Origin of the sequence: Campylobacter concisus, assembly GCF_003048555.1 — a bacterium.
GTDB lineage: Bacteria > Campylobacterota > Campylobacteria > Campylobacterales > Campylobacteraceae > Campylobacter_A > Campylobacter_A concisus_AO.
The window spans coordinates 1-16,592 of the sequence record NZ_PIRR01000016.1 but is presented as its reverse complement, the minus strand read 5'-3'; the positions used below and the strand labels follow the sequence as shown (position 1 = coordinate 16,592).

15 protein-coding genes and 1 pseudogene are annotated in these 16,592 nt (G+C 41.0%); 12 read left to right on the top strand and 4 right to left on the bottom strand.

Going from position 1 to position 16,592, the window contains the following annotated elements:
* Positions 1-105: 105 nt before the first annotated feature.
* Both murD and mraY read right to left on the bottom strand, forming a co-directional pair.
* Entirely contained in the window at positions 106-1,323 is a 1,218-nt protein-coding gene (murD, locus tag CVS92_RS04270) for a UDP-N-acetylmuramoyl-L-alanine--D-glutamate ligase (RefSeq protein ID WP_107788627.1), read from the bottom strand.
* 8 nt (positions 1,324-1,331) lie between these two features.
* Positions 1,332-2,396, bottom strand: coding sequence for a phospho-N-acetylmuramoyl-pentapeptide-transferase (gene mraY, locus CVS92_RS04265; protein ID WP_107788626.1), 1,065 nt, complete (start codon positions 2,394-2,396; stop codon positions 1,332-1,334).
* Between the two features lie 80 nt (positions 2,397-2,476).
* Here mraY and gpmI point away from each other — a divergent pair, with 80 nt between their 5' ends.
* Genes gpmI through argS form a run of 6 tightly spaced genes read left to right on the top strand, consistent with a single transcriptional unit; the run spans position 2,477 to position 8,683 of the window.
* Positions 2,477-3,940 (top strand): 2,3-bisphosphoglycerate-independent phosphoglycerate mutase, encoded by a 1,464-nt coding sequence (gene gpmI / locus CVS92_RS04260; protein ID WP_107788625.1) that lies wholly within the window; start codon positions 2,477-2,479, stop codon positions 3,938-3,940.
* 4 nt (positions 3,941-3,944) lie between these two features.
* Positions 3,945-4,706, top strand: a complete 762-nt coding sequence (gene fliR / locus CVS92_RS04255; protein ID WP_103600644.1) for a flagellar biosynthetic protein FliR — start codon at positions 3,945-3,947, stop codon at positions 4,704-4,706.
* Between the two features lie 57 nt (positions 4,707-4,763).
* Entirely contained in the window at positions 4,764-6,206 is a 1,443-nt protein-coding gene (locus CVS92_RS04250) for a Highly acidic protein (protein ID WP_107788624.1), read from the top strand.
* Positions 6,207-6,818 (top strand): guanylate kinase, encoded by a 612-nt coding sequence (gene gmk / locus CVS92_RS04245; protein ID WP_084109513.1) that lies wholly within the window; start codon positions 6,207-6,209, stop codon positions 6,816-6,818.
* Between the two features lie 50 nt (positions 6,819-6,868).
* A complete protein-coding gene (tatA, locus tag CVS92_RS04240) occupies positions 6,869-7,090 on the top strand; it encodes a twin-arginine translocase TatA/TatE family subunit (protein ID WP_021091616.1) in 222 nt (73 codons plus the stop codon).
* A gap of 9 nt (positions 7,091-7,099) precedes the next feature.
* Positions 7,100-8,683: an arginine--tRNA ligase gene (gene argS / locus CVS92_RS04235; RefSeq protein ID WP_107788623.1), complete on the top strand. Its 1,584-nt coding sequence runs from the start codon at positions 7,100-7,102 to the stop codon at positions 8,681-8,683.
* Between the two features lie 91 nt (positions 8,684-8,774).
* Here argS and CVS92_RS04230 read toward each other — a convergent pair whose 3' ends face one another.
* On the bottom strand, positions 8,775-9,710 hold the full coding sequence (locus CVS92_RS04230) for a sugar transferase (protein WP_107788622.1): 936 nt from the start codon (positions 9,708-9,710) through the stop codon (positions 8,775-8,777).
* A gap of 103 nt (positions 9,711-9,813) precedes the next feature.
* Here CVS92_RS04230 and CVS92_RS04225 point away from each other — a divergent pair, with 103 nt between their 5' ends.
* Positions 9,814-10,797, top strand: coding sequence for a YeiH family protein (locus CVS92_RS04225; RefSeq protein WP_107788621.1), 984 nt, complete (start codon positions 9,814-9,816; stop codon positions 10,795-10,797).
* Here the strand turns inward: CVS92_RS04225 and nadD are convergent.
* Positions 10,781-11,662, bottom strand: coding sequence for a nicotinate (nicotinamide) nucleotide adenylyltransferase (nadD, locus tag CVS92_RS04220; protein WP_107788620.1), 882 nt, complete (start codon positions 11,660-11,662; stop codon positions 10,781-10,783). The genes CVS92_RS04225 and nadD overlap by 17 nt on opposite strands.
* Before the next feature lie 79 nt (positions 11,663-11,741).
* Between nadD and gap the strand changes: the two genes are divergently transcribed.
* From gap to CVS92_RS04195, 5 genes and pseudogenes are all read left to right on the top strand, one after another.
* Positions 11,742-12,740 (top strand): type I glyceraldehyde-3-phosphate dehydrogenase, encoded by a 999-nt coding sequence (gap, locus tag CVS92_RS04215; RefSeq protein WP_107788619.1) that lies wholly within the window; start codon positions 11,742-11,744, stop codon positions 12,738-12,740.
* A gap of 16 nt (positions 12,741-12,756) precedes the next feature.
* Positions 12,757-13,959, top strand: coding sequence for a phosphoglycerate kinase (locus CVS92_RS04210; protein ID WP_107788618.1), 1,203 nt, complete (start codon positions 12,757-12,759; stop codon positions 13,957-13,959).
* Positions 13,956-14,633, top strand: coding sequence for a triose-phosphate isomerase (locus CVS92_RS04205; RefSeq protein WP_107788617.1), 678 nt, complete (start codon positions 13,956-13,958; stop codon positions 14,631-14,633). The genes CVS92_RS04210 and CVS92_RS04205 overlap by 4 nt, the downstream gene beginning before the upstream one ends.
* Before the next feature lie 321 nt (positions 14,634-14,954).
* The gene (fabI, locus tag CVS92_RS04200) at positions 14,955-15,773 is read left to right on the top strand and encodes an enoyl-ACP reductase FabI (protein WP_107788616.1); all 819 of its coding nucleotides are present in this window, start codon (positions 14,955-14,957) and stop codon (positions 15,771-15,773) included.
* A gap of 160 nt (positions 15,774-15,933) precedes the next feature.
* Positions 15,934-16,295, top strand: a pseudogene (locus CVS92_RS04195) (DUF2625 family protein).
* The last annotated feature ends 297 nt before the right edge of the window (positions 16,296-16,592 follow it).

Sequence of the window (16,592 nt, the reverse complement as noted above, 5' to 3'; positions counted from 1 at the left end):
CTTAAAAAGTATTCAACAATAAAACTTTATAGTAAAAATTTATGTCAAAAACATAAATTTGCATGTTTTTATTTTTGACAAGGCTATTTAAAAGGGCTTGTAAATTTAAAGCGCCTTTATAAACTCTTTAAATTTATCGCCTCGCTCGGCATAGCTCTTAAACTGATCAAGGCTCGCAGCTGCCGGGCTTAGAAGCGCTATCTCGCTAGTCTTTAGCTCTTTATTTATCTCATTGACAGCATTTTGTAAAAAATAGCATTTCAAAGCTGGTATACCAAATTTAGTCGCTAATTTCATAAGTTTGTCACTATTTGAGCCAATGGCGTAAATTTTTACTCTTAAACTCTTTAAGTCTTCAAAAAGTGGCGTCATATCAACACCCTTATCATCGCCACCAAGTATTAGATGTATGAAATGATCTTTGTAGCGTTTTACGGCTTGTATGCTCGCATCTATATTAGTAGCTTTTGTGTCATTGACCCAAACTCTGCCATTTTTATCGCTAAATTCTTCAAGCTTGTTTGCCTCGATGACAAAGGTATTTAAAAGCGCGACATCGCAGCGGTCAAATAAAATTTTCTCTACCGCAAGTGCTAGCAGCGCATCAAGCAAAAATGGCGTTTTAAAATTTATATCATCTACGCTTACGCCACAAAATTTAGCCAGATCGCTCTCATCTTTGTAAGCGATCACTTTTGCCTTTGTTGGTGTGTTGGCGTAAATTTCAGGCACTATCGCCACGCTACTTTCGCTCATGCTAGCAAGTGGCTTTAGCTTAGCCTTTTCATACTCGCTCATATCGCCATGCCAGCTTAGATGATCTGGAGTGATCGGCAAAAGCACGTAGATACCAGGTGTAGCGTGATTTGTGTAGTGAAGAGTAAATGAGCTAGTCTCAAGTATCCAAATTTTAGCGTTTGGGTCTAAATTTGCTAGTGCGATGCCAACGTTACCGCCCATTACCGAGCCCTTGCTCTCTAGTAGGTGCTGTGTCATCTTGGTTGTCGTAGTCTTGCCGTTTGTGCCGCTTATCCAGATGTTAAATGGCAGATTTTCTTTATAAATTTCATAAAAATAGTCATACTCGCTAACTAAATTCTTAGCTTTTTTAATAAGCTCGTGATGAGGCGGAATGCCCGGACTTGGTATCTCTAGGCCGCTTTTTGCTGGATCAAATTCGCTAACTGGCAAAAGGGTGTTGCCAAACTCATCTTTTGAAATTTCACTAAATTTATCATCATAGATATCCCAAAGGCCGTCTTTTGTAAAATTTTTTGCGATCGCCTTTATCGTACCACCGTAGCCAAATAGCGATTTTCTCATGACTTTCCTTATCTGATCTTTAGCGCAGTTAGTGCGATTAGATTTGCTAAAAGTGCGATGATCCAGAAGCGAACAATGATCTTATTTTCCGCCCAGCCTTTTATCTCAAAATGGTGATGTATAGGCGCCATGAGAAAAATTCTGCGTTTAAAAATTTTAAAGCTTCCCACTTGCAAGATAACGCTTAGGGTTTCAACAACAAATATAAGGCCGATGATAATGAGTAAAATTTCATTTTTTGTCGCAACGCCCATAAAACCGATATATGCTCCAACGCTTAAGCTACCGCTATCACCCATAAAGACTTCAGCTGGATGGCAGTTAAACCATAAAAAGCCCATCAATGAGCCAATTAGGGCTGAAGAGACAACAACGCTTTCGCCAACGCCTATGATCTTTGGCAAGAGTAAATATGAGCTAAAGACAGCGTGTCCGCAGATATAAGCAAAAACGCCAAGTGTTAAAAGTGAAAATATAGATGGCACAGTAGCTAGCCCGTCAAGTCCGTCTGTTAAATTTACTGAATTTGAAGCAGCGACTATGACTAGCGTCCAAAAGAAAATGGCAAAAATTTTTAAATCCAAAATAGGTTGCTTAAAAAAAGGTAGATAAAACTCGGTGCTAAGCTCGTGACTTGCATATAAAAAAACAGAAATTACAAAGGCTATTAAAAACTGAAAAAAGAGCTTTGCTTTTGGGCTTAGGCCGGCGTGATTTTTTGCTCCTAAAATTTTGCTGTAATCGTCCTTGTAGCCAAGCAGCGTAAAGCAAACTAGGCAAAAGAGAGATGTTAAGACAAATGCGTTATCAAGCCTTGCGCAAATTATCGTGGAAAGTACGGCTGTAAAGACAAAAACAAGTCCGCCCATGGTCGGCGTTTTGGCCTTTTTTTGGTGAGTTTGTGGGGCAAGCTCGTAGATAGGCTGGGCGGCGTTTTTTGCCTTTGCCCAAGCGATAAATTTGGGCATCAAATAAGTTGTGAGTGCAAAAGCGATGAAAAAAGCGATACCAGCACGAACGGTGATGTATTGAAAGATATTAAAATTTAAAATTTCATAGATATAGTAAAACATGAGAGCCTTTATTTTTAAAAAAAAGCAATTTTAGTATAATGGCCTTAAAAATTATCTAAAATTAAGGATAAATTTTCAAAATGAGTCAAAAAACTATTTTAATAATAACTGATGGTATTGGATTTAATAAAAGCGGTAAATTTAACGCATTTGAGGCGGCTAAAAAGCCAAATTACGAGAAATTTTTTAAAGAAATTCCAAACTCGCTCATAAAAACCTCTGGAAACGCTGTGGGACTGCCTGAAGGACAGATGGGAAACAGCGAAGTAGGGCATATGTGTATAGGAAGTGGGCGAGTTTTGTATCAAAATTTGGTCAAAATTTCACGCAGCTTCTCTGATGGCTCAGTAGCAGAAAATGAAGCGCTAAAAGCTCTTTTTAAAAAGTGCAAAAAGATCCACATCGTAGGGCTTTATAGCGATGGCGGCGTGCACTCACATATGGAGCATTTTGATGGTATGTGTGAGCTTGCTAGCAAAAATGGCTGCGAGGTTTTTGCTCACGCTATAACTGACGGACGCGACGTTAGTCCAAATAGCGGTCTAAATTTCATAAAAAGCTTGGAAGCTAAATTTAAGGTAGCGACCATTTGTGGCAGATTTTACGCTATGGATAGAGATAAGCGCTGGGAACGTGTAAAAGAGGCCTATGATAGCTTGGTAGAGGGAGCAAATTTAAGCAGCTTATCGCCAAGTGAGTATCTACAAAAAAGCTACAATGAGGGCGTGACAGATGAGTTTGTAAAGCCAGCAAGCTTTAATGGCTTTAAGGGCATGGGCGAAGATGACGGCGTGATCGTAATAAATTTTAGAAATGATAGAGCAAGAGAAATTTGCCAGGCTCTAGGCGAGGAGAAATTTGGCGAGTTTGAGCGACCTTTTGCTATCAAAAATCTAATTACTATGACCGAATACGACGCAAATTTTAAATTTGATGTGCTATTTAAAAATGAAAAGATAAAAAACACCCTAAGCGAGGTCATAGCAGCGGCTGGACTAAGGCAGCTTCACACGGCTGAGACTGAAAAATATGCCCACGTAACATTTTTCTTTAATGGTGGCATTGAGGAGCTAGCCAGCAACGAAACAAGGGTGCTAATCCCTAGTCCAAAAGTAAAAACCTACGACGAAAAGCCAGAGATGAGCGCTGCAGAGGTTTGCAAAGCCGTACTAAAAGGCATGGATGACGAGCAAGACTTCATCGTGGTAAATTTCGCAAATGGCGATATGGTGGGGCATACTGGCAACTATGAGGCTGCTATAAAAGCAGTTGAAGCAGTGGATGCTGCCCTTGGAGAAATTTACGCCAAAGCAAAAGAGAAAAACTACGCTATGATCATCACGAGCGATCACGGAAACTGCGAAGAGATGCGCGATAGCAGTGGTGAGCTACTGACAAACCACACGACCTACGACGTCTTTTGTTTTGTGATGGCTGATGGCGTAAAAAAAGTAAAAAACGGCGGTCTAAATAATATCGCTCCTAGTGTTTTAAAGATCATGGGGCTTGAAATTCCAGCTGAGATGGACGAGGCGTTAATATAAAATAATGGAATTAGTCGAGTTTTTTGGAGCGGATAAAGTCATAACCTTTATGCTCCTTTTTGCGCGTCTTAGTGGGCTTATCGTATTTTTTCCATTTTTTTCTCACAATCAAATCCCGCTTAGCGTAAAAACTTTACTAGTTTTTGCCCTTTGTATCGTACTTTTCCCGCTCTCACACGCCCATGAGCACGCTATAAATTTTTTGATCATGGAAATTTTAAGTGAGGCCATGCTCGGACTTTGCGCTGGACTTTTGCTAAATATCGTTTTTGCCATACTTCAAATGGCTGGCGAGCAAATCTCGATGATTATGGGTTTTTCGATGGCTTCGGTGCTTGATCCGCAAACTGGTACAAATTCGCCAGTGATCGCAAATATTCTAAATTTTATCGCGCTTCTTGCATTTTTGATGCTTGACGGGCACCATTTAATATTGCAGTTTTATTCCACTTCACTTTCTGCTATACCGCTTGGAGATTTTTATCCAAGAAGTGGTGTGATGAGCTACGCCCTAAAGCTTTTTGGCAATCTTTTTATGTTTGGATTCGTTCTGGCTTTTCCTATCATCGCGCTTTCTATACTTTCAGATGCTATTTTTGGCATGCTTATGAAAACCATGCCACAATTTAACCTATTAGTCGTTGGCTATCCTATTAAGGTAAGTATCGGCTTTTCGGTTTTGATAGCTATTTTAGCTGGCATTATAAAAATCATAACTGATATGATGGTGCAGATTTTAAACGATATGCCAGCACTATTTTTTTAAGTAAATAGCAATGAAATTTATCATAGAATACAGCCTCAAGCTCTTCAAGGAGGGATCATGAAAGTTGCACTTGTAAACAAAAACCCAGCAGTTTCTCGCCTTATAACGTTAAGTTTAAATAAGCTAGGGATAGAATATAGCGAATTTGACGATGTTAATAGTGTTGGAGATCAATTTGATTATATTATCATCGATAGTGATATGGATAGCAGCGATGTTAATTTAAATCAAAAGATAATGTATCTAGCACCTAGGGGCGGTGAAAAGCCTGATTTTGCTGATGTTATGCTTGAAAAGCCCTTTTTACCAACAGAATTTATTAGTTTATTTGAGCAAAACAGAGACACTGACAATGATAAAGAACTTGAGCTTGGACTAGATGAGTCTGCAAATTTTAATGACTTTGACGAAAACAATAAAAACTTTGATGATTTAGAAAATTTTGAGCTTCCAGAAATTGATATGGGATTTGAAAATTTAGCAAAAGAAGATGATGAAGCAGATAAATTTGATAATGAGGCTTTAGATGATGAGTTTTTAAAAGAGGAGCTAAGTGAACTGGAGACCGAGGATTTAAAGGATAAAGATATCAGTTTTGATGAAACAGACACTGAACTCATAGATGATGATATTATAAATGACATAGCTAGCAAATATATGGCTGATTCAGAAGATATAGATAAATCCTTAGAGCAAAACAATGAGCCGCCTGTGATAAAAGAAGAGCATAATGATAACTTTGATGAGCTTAGTTCGCTTGTAGATGAGATAGATGATATGGGCGAGAGTGACTTGGCGGATGAAGAGGCGAAAAATGAGCTTGATAAAATGGTCGAGCAAAATTCTCAAAATTTAGAAACTACCGAGCTTAATGAAGATTTTGTAGATGATATAAGCCAAAGTAAAAAAGAGCTCAGCGAGATCGAGTCTTTGGATAAAGAGCTAAACGAAGAAGCCAGCGAAGATAGTGAAAATTTTGATGAGCTAGAGGCTGATTTTAGCAATGATGAAAATTTTGATCCTGAAAGCAGCGAGGCAAATTTGATAGATGAAGCTAGCCAAAATTTAGAGGAAGATATAGATGAAGAATCTACCCAGGAAGCAGAGGACATTTCTTTGGGCGAAGATATAGACCTTGAAAAAGAGCCAGCCAAAGAAGATCATGAAGAAATTTCTGAAGAAGTCCTTGCTCAAGAAGATCTAGGTATGGTAGATGAGGTATTTGAGGAAGAAAATTTTAAAGAAGAAACGTTGGGTAGCCCAAATTTTGATGTAGCATCTATTGAAGAAATAGATGAAAATACGATGCAAGCAGCATTTGGATTAAATAATGCACCACAAACTAGCTCATGCGATGAAACAAAAATCGATGCTGACTATAAAGAAGAGCTAACCAAAAAGATCACAAAACACGTCCATGAGTCGTTAAACGAAAGCTCGCTAAGAGATGTGCTAAAAGATATGAACATAAAGATAAATATAAGTTTTGAGGAAAAGTAGTTGCAAGGACAAATTTTAGTAGTTTCTGGGCCTAGTGGAAGTGGGAAAAGTACGCTTTTGGGCCGTCTTTTAAAGGAAGAGAAGGATCTTTATTTTTCTATTTCAAGCACGACAAGGGCAAAAAGAGAAGGCGAAGTCGATGGAGTGGATTACTATTTTATAAAAGAAGATGAGTTTAAAAGTGGCATAGAAAAGGGCGAATTTTTAGAATGGGCGCAGGTGCATAAAAACTATTATGGCACGAGCCTAAAGCCTGTTTTGGCAGCACTTGAGGCTGGAAAGATAGTGATATTTGACATTGATGTGCAAGGCTTTCACATCGCACTTGAGAAATTTAAAAGTTACATAACCTCAGTTTTTATTACGACTGCAAATAAAAAAGAGCTTAAAAAACGCTTGAAAAACCGCGGAACTGATAGCGACGAAACGATAGAAAATCGCCTAATGAACGCAGTTGGTGAGATGGAGCACATCTTAGAATATGATTATTTTTTGGTAAATGATGACATTGAAAAGAGTTATAAAGGCCTAAAATCAATTCTTAGAGCGATGAGGTTAAAAAGCGCGAAAATAGACTTAAGACGCGTTATTGATGAGTGGATAGATTGCTAGAAATTCAGGAATTTATGATAACATTTTGAAAAATTTATTGAGGAGAAAAAATGGGTTCTTTTAGTATTGGTCACTGGCTAGTTGTTTTAGCGATTATTGTTTTACTTTTTGGAGCAAAGAAGATCCCAGAACTTGCAAAAGGACTAGGCAAAGGCATAAAGACTTTTAAGGCTGAGATGGAAGATACAACACCTGAAAAGAGCGAAAAAGTCGAGCATAAAGAAGAGAATGCCGATAGTCAAAAAATAGAAGAAACAACTAAAAACGCATAGGCTTTAGAGTTGAAAAATAAAATAAAAGCTGAAATTTCAAAGGTTTTAAAGCGTGAATTTGTGCTTGAAAAGCCAAAAGATAAAAATTTAGCCCACTATGCTACGCCACTTTTTAGCCTAGCAAAGGAGTTAAGAAAGTCACCAGCCATGATAGCTAGCGAGTTTGCTGATAAATTTAGTGATAGCAAAATAGTTGAAGCTAGTGCGGTAAATGGCTACTTAAATTTCAAGCTAAAAAGCGAATTTTTAGATGAAATTTCAAAGCAAATTTTGCTAGATAGCGAAAATTTTGCAAAAGAAGATGCGAAAAAAGATAGCTATTTAATAGAATATATCAGTGCAAATCCAACTGGACCACTTCACATCGGACACGTTAGAGGTGCAGTTTACGGTGATACTTTGGCAAGACTTGGTAAAAGACTTGGCTACGCTATCTCAACAGAATACTACATAAACGATGCGGGCAATCAAATAGATCTGCTTGGCACTTCAATATCACTTGCGGCCAAAGAGCAGCTTTTTAACGAAAACGTCGTCTATCCAGAGAAATACTACCGAGGCGATTATATTTTAGATATTGCTAAGCTTGCAAATGAGAAATTTGGCAAGGAAATTTTTTATGACGAGAGCAGAAACCTTGAGCTTGCCGAGTTTGGCAAGGATATCGTACTTGAGATTATTAAAAAAGACTTGGCTGATGTTGGGATATTTATAGAGAGCTGGGCTAGCGAAAAGGCTCTTTATGACGGCCTAGAGCCAACTATAAACAAACTAAAACGTTCAAATCAAATGTATGAAAAAGAGGACGCTACTTATATCGCTTCAACCACGCTTGGCGATGATAACGATAGGGTTGTGGTTAGAAATGACGGCAGACCAACATATCTAGCTGGCGACATCATCTATCATAACGCTAAATTTGAGAAAAATTTCGACCACTACATAAACATTTGGGGTGCTGACCATCACGGATATATCGCAAGGCTAAAGGCTGCGATAAATTTCCTTGGATACGATGAAAACAAGCTTGAAGTGATACTTATGCAGATGGTTAGTTTGCTAAAAGATGGCAAGCCGTACAAGATGAGCAAGCGCGCTGGTAATGCTGTGCTAATGAGCGATATAGTAAGTGAGATCGGTGCTGAGGCGCTTAGATTTATTTTTATAAGCAAGGCAAATACGAGCAGTTTGGAATTTGATGTAGATGAGCTTAAAAAAGAGGATAGCTCAAATCCTATTTTTTATATAAACTACGCTCATGCTAGGATAAATCAAGTCTTCGCCAAGGCTGGGAAAAATGTTCAAGATGTAATCAATGCTGACTTTGAATGTCTAGATGAAAATGCTAAAAATTTACTTTTTGAGGCGCTAATCTTACCTGAAATTTTAGAGGATGCTTTTATATCAAGGCAGCTTCAAAAGATACCAGACTATTTGAAATCGCTGGCTGCTAGCTTTCATAAATTTTATAATGAAAACCGTGTGGTTGGAAATGAAAACGAAGATAGCTTACTAAAAGTCTTTGCAGTTGTTGCTATCTCGATAAAAACAGCATTTAATATAATGGGAATTACAGCTAAAGATAGGATGTAGAATTTGCATTCATTTTGGCTAAAAGCAACAAAATTAAATTCGAAAAAAGGTTTATTTAAAAATATCTCAAACTTATGATATTTTTGAGAAGTTAAATGCCTTTTTTCTCAAATATAATCGCAATGGTTTTTACTATGATCTTTATCTCCAGCCAAAGTGACCAGTGTTTGATGTAGTAAAGATCATACATTAGTTTTTGTTTAGCGTCGTGTGTATTTGAGCCATAAGGGTAGTTTACCTGTGCCCAGCCGGTAATCCCTGGGCGGACGATGTGACGTTCATTGTAGTAAGGTATCTCTTTTTCAAAGAAATTTATCCAGTGTCTTCGCTCAGGTCTTGGCCCTATTAGATGCATTTGCCCTCGAAAGACATTTATGCACTGCGGCACCTCGTCTATACGAGTTTTTCGCATAAATTCGCCAAACTCAAACGCTCTCTCATCATTTTCACTAGCAAATTTTGCTCCATCTTTCTCGGCATCTTCCATCATCGAGCGAAATTTTATGCACTCAAATTCCTTGTTGTCTAGCCCAACTCTACTTTGTAAAAAGTAAAGGCTGCCAGGGGACTGCTCGTCTATCTTTTTCTTTACGTAAAATTTAAGCACAAAAAGTATCACAAGAAGCAGTGAGCAGCTTGTATAGTCTATCACGCGTTTTAAGGCGTATTCAAGGGAATTGTAAGGCTTGATATCGTTTAAAAAGTTTAAATTTTCGCCATTTTCTGGGATGTAGCACTTTTGCAAGTAAATTTCTAAAAAGCTCTCCACATTTAGAAATTTGATCTTTTTATACTTCGTCTTAAACTGCAAAAGCGTGAGAAATCTCACCAGTTTGCTATCAACGGGCTTTTGGGTATTTAGCACGATCAGCCTTTGATCGCCTGATTTTATGAGATCTTCTAGCGCACTTCGCAAAGCTTTTGCGTCACTATTTTCAGGGGATAAAAAATTCACCTGGCCAAATTTCTTCCTAAGCTTCTCTAGCTCTAGTTTGGTGAAAGCATATTTTTCGCCAAGGATGATCATAGGCCTATCCCTTTATCTTTATTTTAAATTTGCATTATAAAATTCGTCTAATTATACCCAAACGTGCTAATTGCATTTTTAAAAAATAGATTAAGGTTAAAATATGTCTCATAAATTTCTTGCCGTGCTTGTTTTAGCGCTCATATGCGTTATTTCTTTTGTGCTCTCAAACACGATTTTAGCTAAATTTCACATCAGCCCGCTCATTATTTCTATCATTTTAGGCGCCATTTTTGCAAATCTTTTCACCAAACAGACTCAAATTTTAAGAAGTAGTGGCATCGTAGCGATTGCTGGAAAGCAAATTTTAAGACTAGGCATAATACTTTTTGGCTTTAATATAAGCCTTAGCGAGATTGCAAGTGTCGGCACCCTTGGTGTGATATATACAGCTTTTATGGTCTTTGCGACCTTTTACTTTGCACTTTTTGCCGCTAAAGCTTTGGGACTTAGTAAGGATAGTGCGGTGCTCATTGGCTCAGGGGCAAGCATATGCGGCGCAGCTGCTGTTATGGCTACTCAAAATGAGATAAAAGCAGACGCAAATAAGCTTGCTATTGCCATTTGTACGGTGGTACTTTTTGGGACGATCGGTATGTTTATCTATCCATTTATCGCTAAATTTCTAGCTCTTACAACACAACAAACCGGCTTTTTTATCGGTGGCTCACTTCACGAAGTAGCCCATGTAGTCGCAGCCTCGGCAGCATTTGACGGCACAGCAAGCAGCACCGCCGTCATCATAAAAATGCTTCGTGTCATCATGCTAGTACCATTTTTGTTTTTGCTAAATTTCTTAAATTTAAGCCAAAATAGCGGCGGCTCAAAGCTAAAGAGCATACCATGGTTTGCGCTATTTTTCTTAGTGGCGATCTGCGTTAGATCTTTGCCATTTTTCCCTGAAATTTTGGTACAAATTTTAAAGCTAGCTGCTAGTATCTGCCTTTGTGTTGCGATGTGCGCTTTGGGGTTTGGGATAGATAGAAGCATTTTTAAAGCGACGGGCAAAAAGCCATTTTTGTTAGCATTTTTTATATTTTTATGGCTTATTTGCTCTTCGCTTGTTTTTGTTAAGACTCTTTGCTAGTTTTTAGCTTTTGCAAAAACTCTTCGATGTTGTATTTTGCCCTGTAAGCTGGGCTTAAAAGATGTATCAAAATGTCTCCAAGGTCCATCACGATCCAATCAGGAGAGCTTTCTGTACCTATAAATTTTTCTCCAAGAGGTTTAAGCTCCTCTTTTAGATCCTCGCTCAGCGAGTAAGCGTGTCTCTCGCCAAGCGTAGTAGCGATAACTACGGCTTTTACGAAATAATCATCTCCACTCATATCAAACACTTGTATCTCTTCAGCCTTTTTTGCGTCTAAAACCTTAACTATACTTTCGGTGCGCTCTTGCATCGATCTCTCTTGCATCTTTAATCCTTGGTAAAAATGTATAACTTCATCTTTTATCTTGCTAGGCAGCTCATCAAGCCCCTTTTGGTGCCTGATCTGCGACGAGCTAACATCCACGTGCACGTCCATTTTTTGTAAATTTTGCGGAATTTCTATGTGATTGCGCTTAGCGATCACAAACTGCACTAAATTTTTTAGCTCCTCGTAGCCATGCCATTTATCAAGTGTGGCTAGGTGGTCTGCGCCTATTATGAGATAAAATTTTTCTATCTTGAATTTTTCATACAAATACTTGACCGTCTCGATCGTAGGCACCGGGCGAGCTAAATTTATCTCATAGTCTGATATCTCGACCTTCTCTAGGCCGCCCCAAATTTCTCTTATCCACTTTAAGCGAAGCTCTGGCGGAGCTGAAAATTCGCTCTTAAAGGGACTTATAAAAGTTGGCATGATGATGAGTTTGTCGATATCTAGGCCGCTTAGTGCCATTTTCACAATGCTATCGTGTCCTAAATGAACCGGATCAAAGCTCCCGCCAAAAAGTGCTAACTTCATCTATTAAAGTGCCTTGTTTATATTTGTTTTAAAATTCTTTTTTGTAGAATTAGGCGTAATTATATCAAAAGGAGCTAAGATGTCAGTTAAAGTAGCAATAAACGGCTTCGGGCGTATCGGCAGGTGCGCTGCTCGTATTATTTTAGAGCGAGACGACGTTGAGCTTGTCGCTATCAATGACACGGCGACGCGCGACATGACGCGCTATCTGCTCAAATACGACAGCGTGCACGGCGAATTTAAGCAAGACGTTAAGGTGATAAGCGACGATTTTATAGAAGTAAACGGCAAAAAGATAAGAGTTTTTTCAACAAGGGATCTAAACGAGCTAAATTACGCGGATTACGGTGTGGACGTGGTTTTAGAGTGCACTGGTAAATTTTTAACTACCGAAAAATGCGAGCCCTATCTAGCTCGCGGCATCAAAAAAGTCGTCATGAGCGCTCCGGCAAAAGACGACACGGCGACGTTTGTAGTCGGCGTAAACGACGATAAATACGCAGGCGAAGCGATCGTCTCAAACGCAAGCTGCACCACAAACGGCCTAGCTCCAGTGGCAAAGGTGCTAAATGATAAATTCGGCATCGTAAAAGGGCTCATGACCACGATCCATGCCTACACCAACGGTCAGAGCCTAGTAGACGTAAAGGCTAAAGACTTCCGCCGCTCGCGCGCTGCGGCCCTAAATATCGGGCCGACGACTACCGGAGCCGCAAAAGCGATCGCAAAAGTACTTCCCGAGCTAAACGGCAAGATGCACGGCCAAAGCGTGCGCGTACCGGTCGCAAACGTCTCGATGGTCGATCTAACGGCGGTTTTAAAAAGACCGGCTAGCAAAGAGGAGATAAACGAGGCGTTTAGAGCGGCTGCGGAGTCAAATTTAAAGGGAATTTTATTTGTCGATGACGATTATAGGGTTAGCAGCGACTTTTGTACGAGCGCATACAGCAGCATCGTGGCTAGCGACACTACGCAGGTCATCGCTGATGATATGGTGAAGGTCTTTGCGTGGTACGACAACGAGTGGGGCTACTCGACAAGGCTCGTCGATCTAGCTAAGATCGTGGCTACGAAGTAAATTTAAAGGGTGAAAAATGAGTGAAATTTTATCGATCAACGATCTTGAGCTAAGCGGAGCGAAGGTATTTGTCAGGTGCGATTTTAACGTGCCTATGGACGAGTTTTTAAACATCACCGACGACCGCCGTATCCGCTCGGCGATCCCTACGATCCGCTACTGCCTAGATAACGGTTGTAGTGTGGTTTTGGCTAGCCACCTAGGACGTCCGAAAAACGGCTTTGAGGAGAAATTTTCGCTTAAAGGCGTGGCAAAGAGGCTTTCAAGGCTGCTTGACAGAGACGTGATATTTGCCGAGGACGTCGTCGGCGCGGACGCCAAAGCCAAAGTCGCCGCGCTAAAACCGGGCGAAATTTTACTTCTTGAAAATTTACGCTTTGAAAAGGGCGAGACCAAAAACGACGAGGCGCTAGCCGCCGAGCTCGCTAAATACGGCGAATTTTACATAAACGACGCATTCGGCGTCTGCCACAGAGCTCACAGCTCGGTCGAGGCGATCACTAAATTTTACGACGATAAGCATAAGGCGGCGGGATTTTTACTACAAAAAGAGATAAATTTCGCTCAAAATCTCATCAAACACCCCGCACGCCCGTTCGTGGCGGTCGTCGGCGGCAGTAAGGTAAGCGGTAAGCTACAGGCCCTACACAACCTGCTTCCTCGCGTTGATAAGCTGATAATCGGCGGCGGCATGGCGTTCACGTTTTTAAAATCGCTCGGCGAAAATATCGGAAATTCGCTGCTCGAAGAAGACCTCATCGAAGATGCGCGCGAAATTTTACGCAAGGGTAGGGAGCTTGGCGTTAAAATTTACCTGCCGGTTGACGTCGTCGCGGCTCAGACGTTTTCAGCTGAAAGCGCCGTGAAATTCGTCCCCGCGCAAGAAATACCTAGCGGCTGGATGGGGCTTGACATCGGACCTGCGTCGATCAGGCTCTTTAAAGAGGTCATCGCCGACGCGCAAACCATCTGGTGGAACGGGCCGATGGGCGTTTTTGAGATGGATAAATTTAGCAAGGGTAGCATCAAAATGAGCCACGCTATCATCGACACTCACGCTACTACGGTCGTTGGCGGCGGCGATACGGCCGACGTCGTCGAGCGCGCGGGAGATGCTGACGAGATGACCTTTATCTCCACGGGCGGAGGTGCTAGCCTGGAGCTCATCGAGGGCAAGGAACTACCCGGCATAAAACCGCTTAGAAAGGTTGCGGAGTGAGGTTTTTAGCAAATTTAAAGTGCAATCACACCAGAGCGAGCTTTGCTAAATACGCTGAAATTTTAGACGCAAATTTATGTGCAAAAGACGACGTGACGGTTTTTCCTCCGTTTAGCGCGCTTGATCTCGCGACTCATAAATTTAAACTCGGTGCGCAAAATTTCTACCCATGCGAAAGCGGCGCTCACACCGGAGAGATCGGTAAGGCGATGCTGGACGAGTTTGGCGTAAAAAGCGTGCTGATCGGGCACTCCGAAAGGCGCGAGCTTGGCGAGAGCGAGGAGCTTTTGCGAGCTAAATTTGATTTTGCCGTAAAGGCGGGCTGGCAGATCGTCTACTGCATCGGCGAAAATTTGAGCGTGAACGAAGCTGGCGACACGAAGGAATTTCTGGCCGAACAGCTAAAAAATATCAACCTTGGCTACGAGAGGCTGCTGATCGCCTACGAGCCAATTTGGGCGATAGGCACGGGCAAGAGCGCTAGTGTGGAGCAAATCAAGAATGTTTTAAATTTCATCCGCGAGCAGACGAGCGCGTCGCTGCTTTACGGCGGAAGTGTAAATGCAGTAAATATCGCTGATATCGCAGGTATTAAAAGCTGTGATGGAGTACTAGTAGGTACGGCGAGCTGGGATGCTTCTGGTTTCTTGGAACTTATACGCGTTGTCTCGTGAGTGTCTTTTAATGAGTTGGAAATTTTAAGTCTGTGACAGGCTATGTGCCTAGTCTTGACTTAAAATTTCTGCACAACATTAAAATCCATCTCACGATACTATCGCTATCAAATTTGGTTTCAAATTTGAATTGTGAATTTTTAAGTCAAATTGCGAAGGATTTTTCGCTTAGTTAAGGTAGGATTTAAAAAATAAGCAGAGTAAGCATATAGCTTTTGAGTAGTGCTTTTAAAATTTTAACGAAAGATAAATAACTCTGCTTGTAGCTGTAAGCTTGTGAAGCAGAGAAAGTTAAGTAGCTTTAATAAAAAAGGAGAACAAATGATACTAAAAGGCAAAAAAGGCCTCATCGTCGGCGTCGCTAACGCCAAATCCATCGCTTACGGCATCGCCGAAGCTTGTTACGCCCAGGGTGCGCAGATGGCGTTTACCTACCTAAACGACGCTCTTAAAAAGCGCGTAGAGCCGATCGCAGAGGAGTTTGGTAGCAAATTTGTCTACGAACTTGATGTGAATAATCAAGCACATTTAGATGGACTTGCGGATCGTATCAAAGCAGACCTTGGCGAGATAGATTTCGTCGTGCATGCAGTGGCTTACGCACCAAAAGAAGCGCTTGAGGGCGAGTTTGTAAATACGACAAAAGAGGCATTTGATATAGCGATGGGCACTAGTGTGTACTCGCTACTAAGCCTCACGCGCGCGGTGCTGCCGGTGCTAAAAGAGGGTGGCTCGGTGCTTACTCTTACATACCTTGGTGGACCAAAATTTGTGCCTCACTACAACGTTATGGGCGTTGCAAAAGCAGCACTTGAAAGCTCGGTTCGCTACCTCGCTCACGATCTTGGCGCGCGCGGCATCCGCGTAAACGCTATCAGCGCTGGTCCTATCAAGACGCTTGCTGCAAGCGGTATAGGCGACTTTAGAATGATTTTACGCTACAACGAAGTAAATAGCCCGCTAAAACGCAACGTTACTACCGAAGACGTTGGCAACAGCGCGATGTATCTGCTTAGCGACCTAGCTAGCGGCGTAACAGGCGAGGTTCACTACGTAGACTGCGGCTACAACATCATGGGCATGGGCGACGTGGCTACCGATGCCGAGGGCAATACGATCCTAGCTTGGGACGCAAAATAATCTGCTAATACAAATTTTTGGCGGGGTGACTCGCCAAATTCTTCTTTTAAATTTCATTAAATTTATTGTAACGGTACGCAATAAGAGCTCTAGGGTGGCTTATAGATACAAATAAGCCGGGCTTGGGAGCTTGGTTGAAGAACGGCTAAATAAGCTAAAAATGGGTGAAATTTTACTGCGTGATGAGAGCAGGGCACAAAGCGAGTTTTTTGGGTTTCAAGTAGCCACTCGATCGCCGATGGGAGCGTTTGTTTATGGGTGTGGCGGCATAGTGATAGATGGCGGTTGGTTGCGCCTGCTTGGCTCAGGATATGAGCAGGTGAAGTGTGGAATTTATGGCTTTAACCTTGACAAAAGCTTTAGCGAGGTAGACAGATGTCTAGCAATTTGCTCGTAGCAAACGATATTTTGAGTGGATTTTTCGCGATAAACGGCGGTGCCTTTGGTGGCAAAGCTGGCAATATCTTTTACTGCACGCTAGATAGCGGCAAATGGGAAGATGCACAGCTTGGCTACTCGTAGTTTTTACTGGGTGCTTTGCGGCGATATATCTAAATTTTACAAGCTTTATCACTGGGATGGTTGACGCGAGGATGATGTTTGCACTAACGCCTATACTTTAGTAAGACATCAACGTGAGTCTAAGACTAAAAGATATGAAAAAATAGTATTTGCATGAATGAATTTTTCATTTTTGCCTTCAAGGGTGCCTAGTAAATTTATATGATACTTCCAGTAGATCCAAGAGTTTTGCTCTATCTTATTTAAATTTTAAAATTTTTTCATAGTCTATCTAAGAGTGTTTATAAAAAACAATTC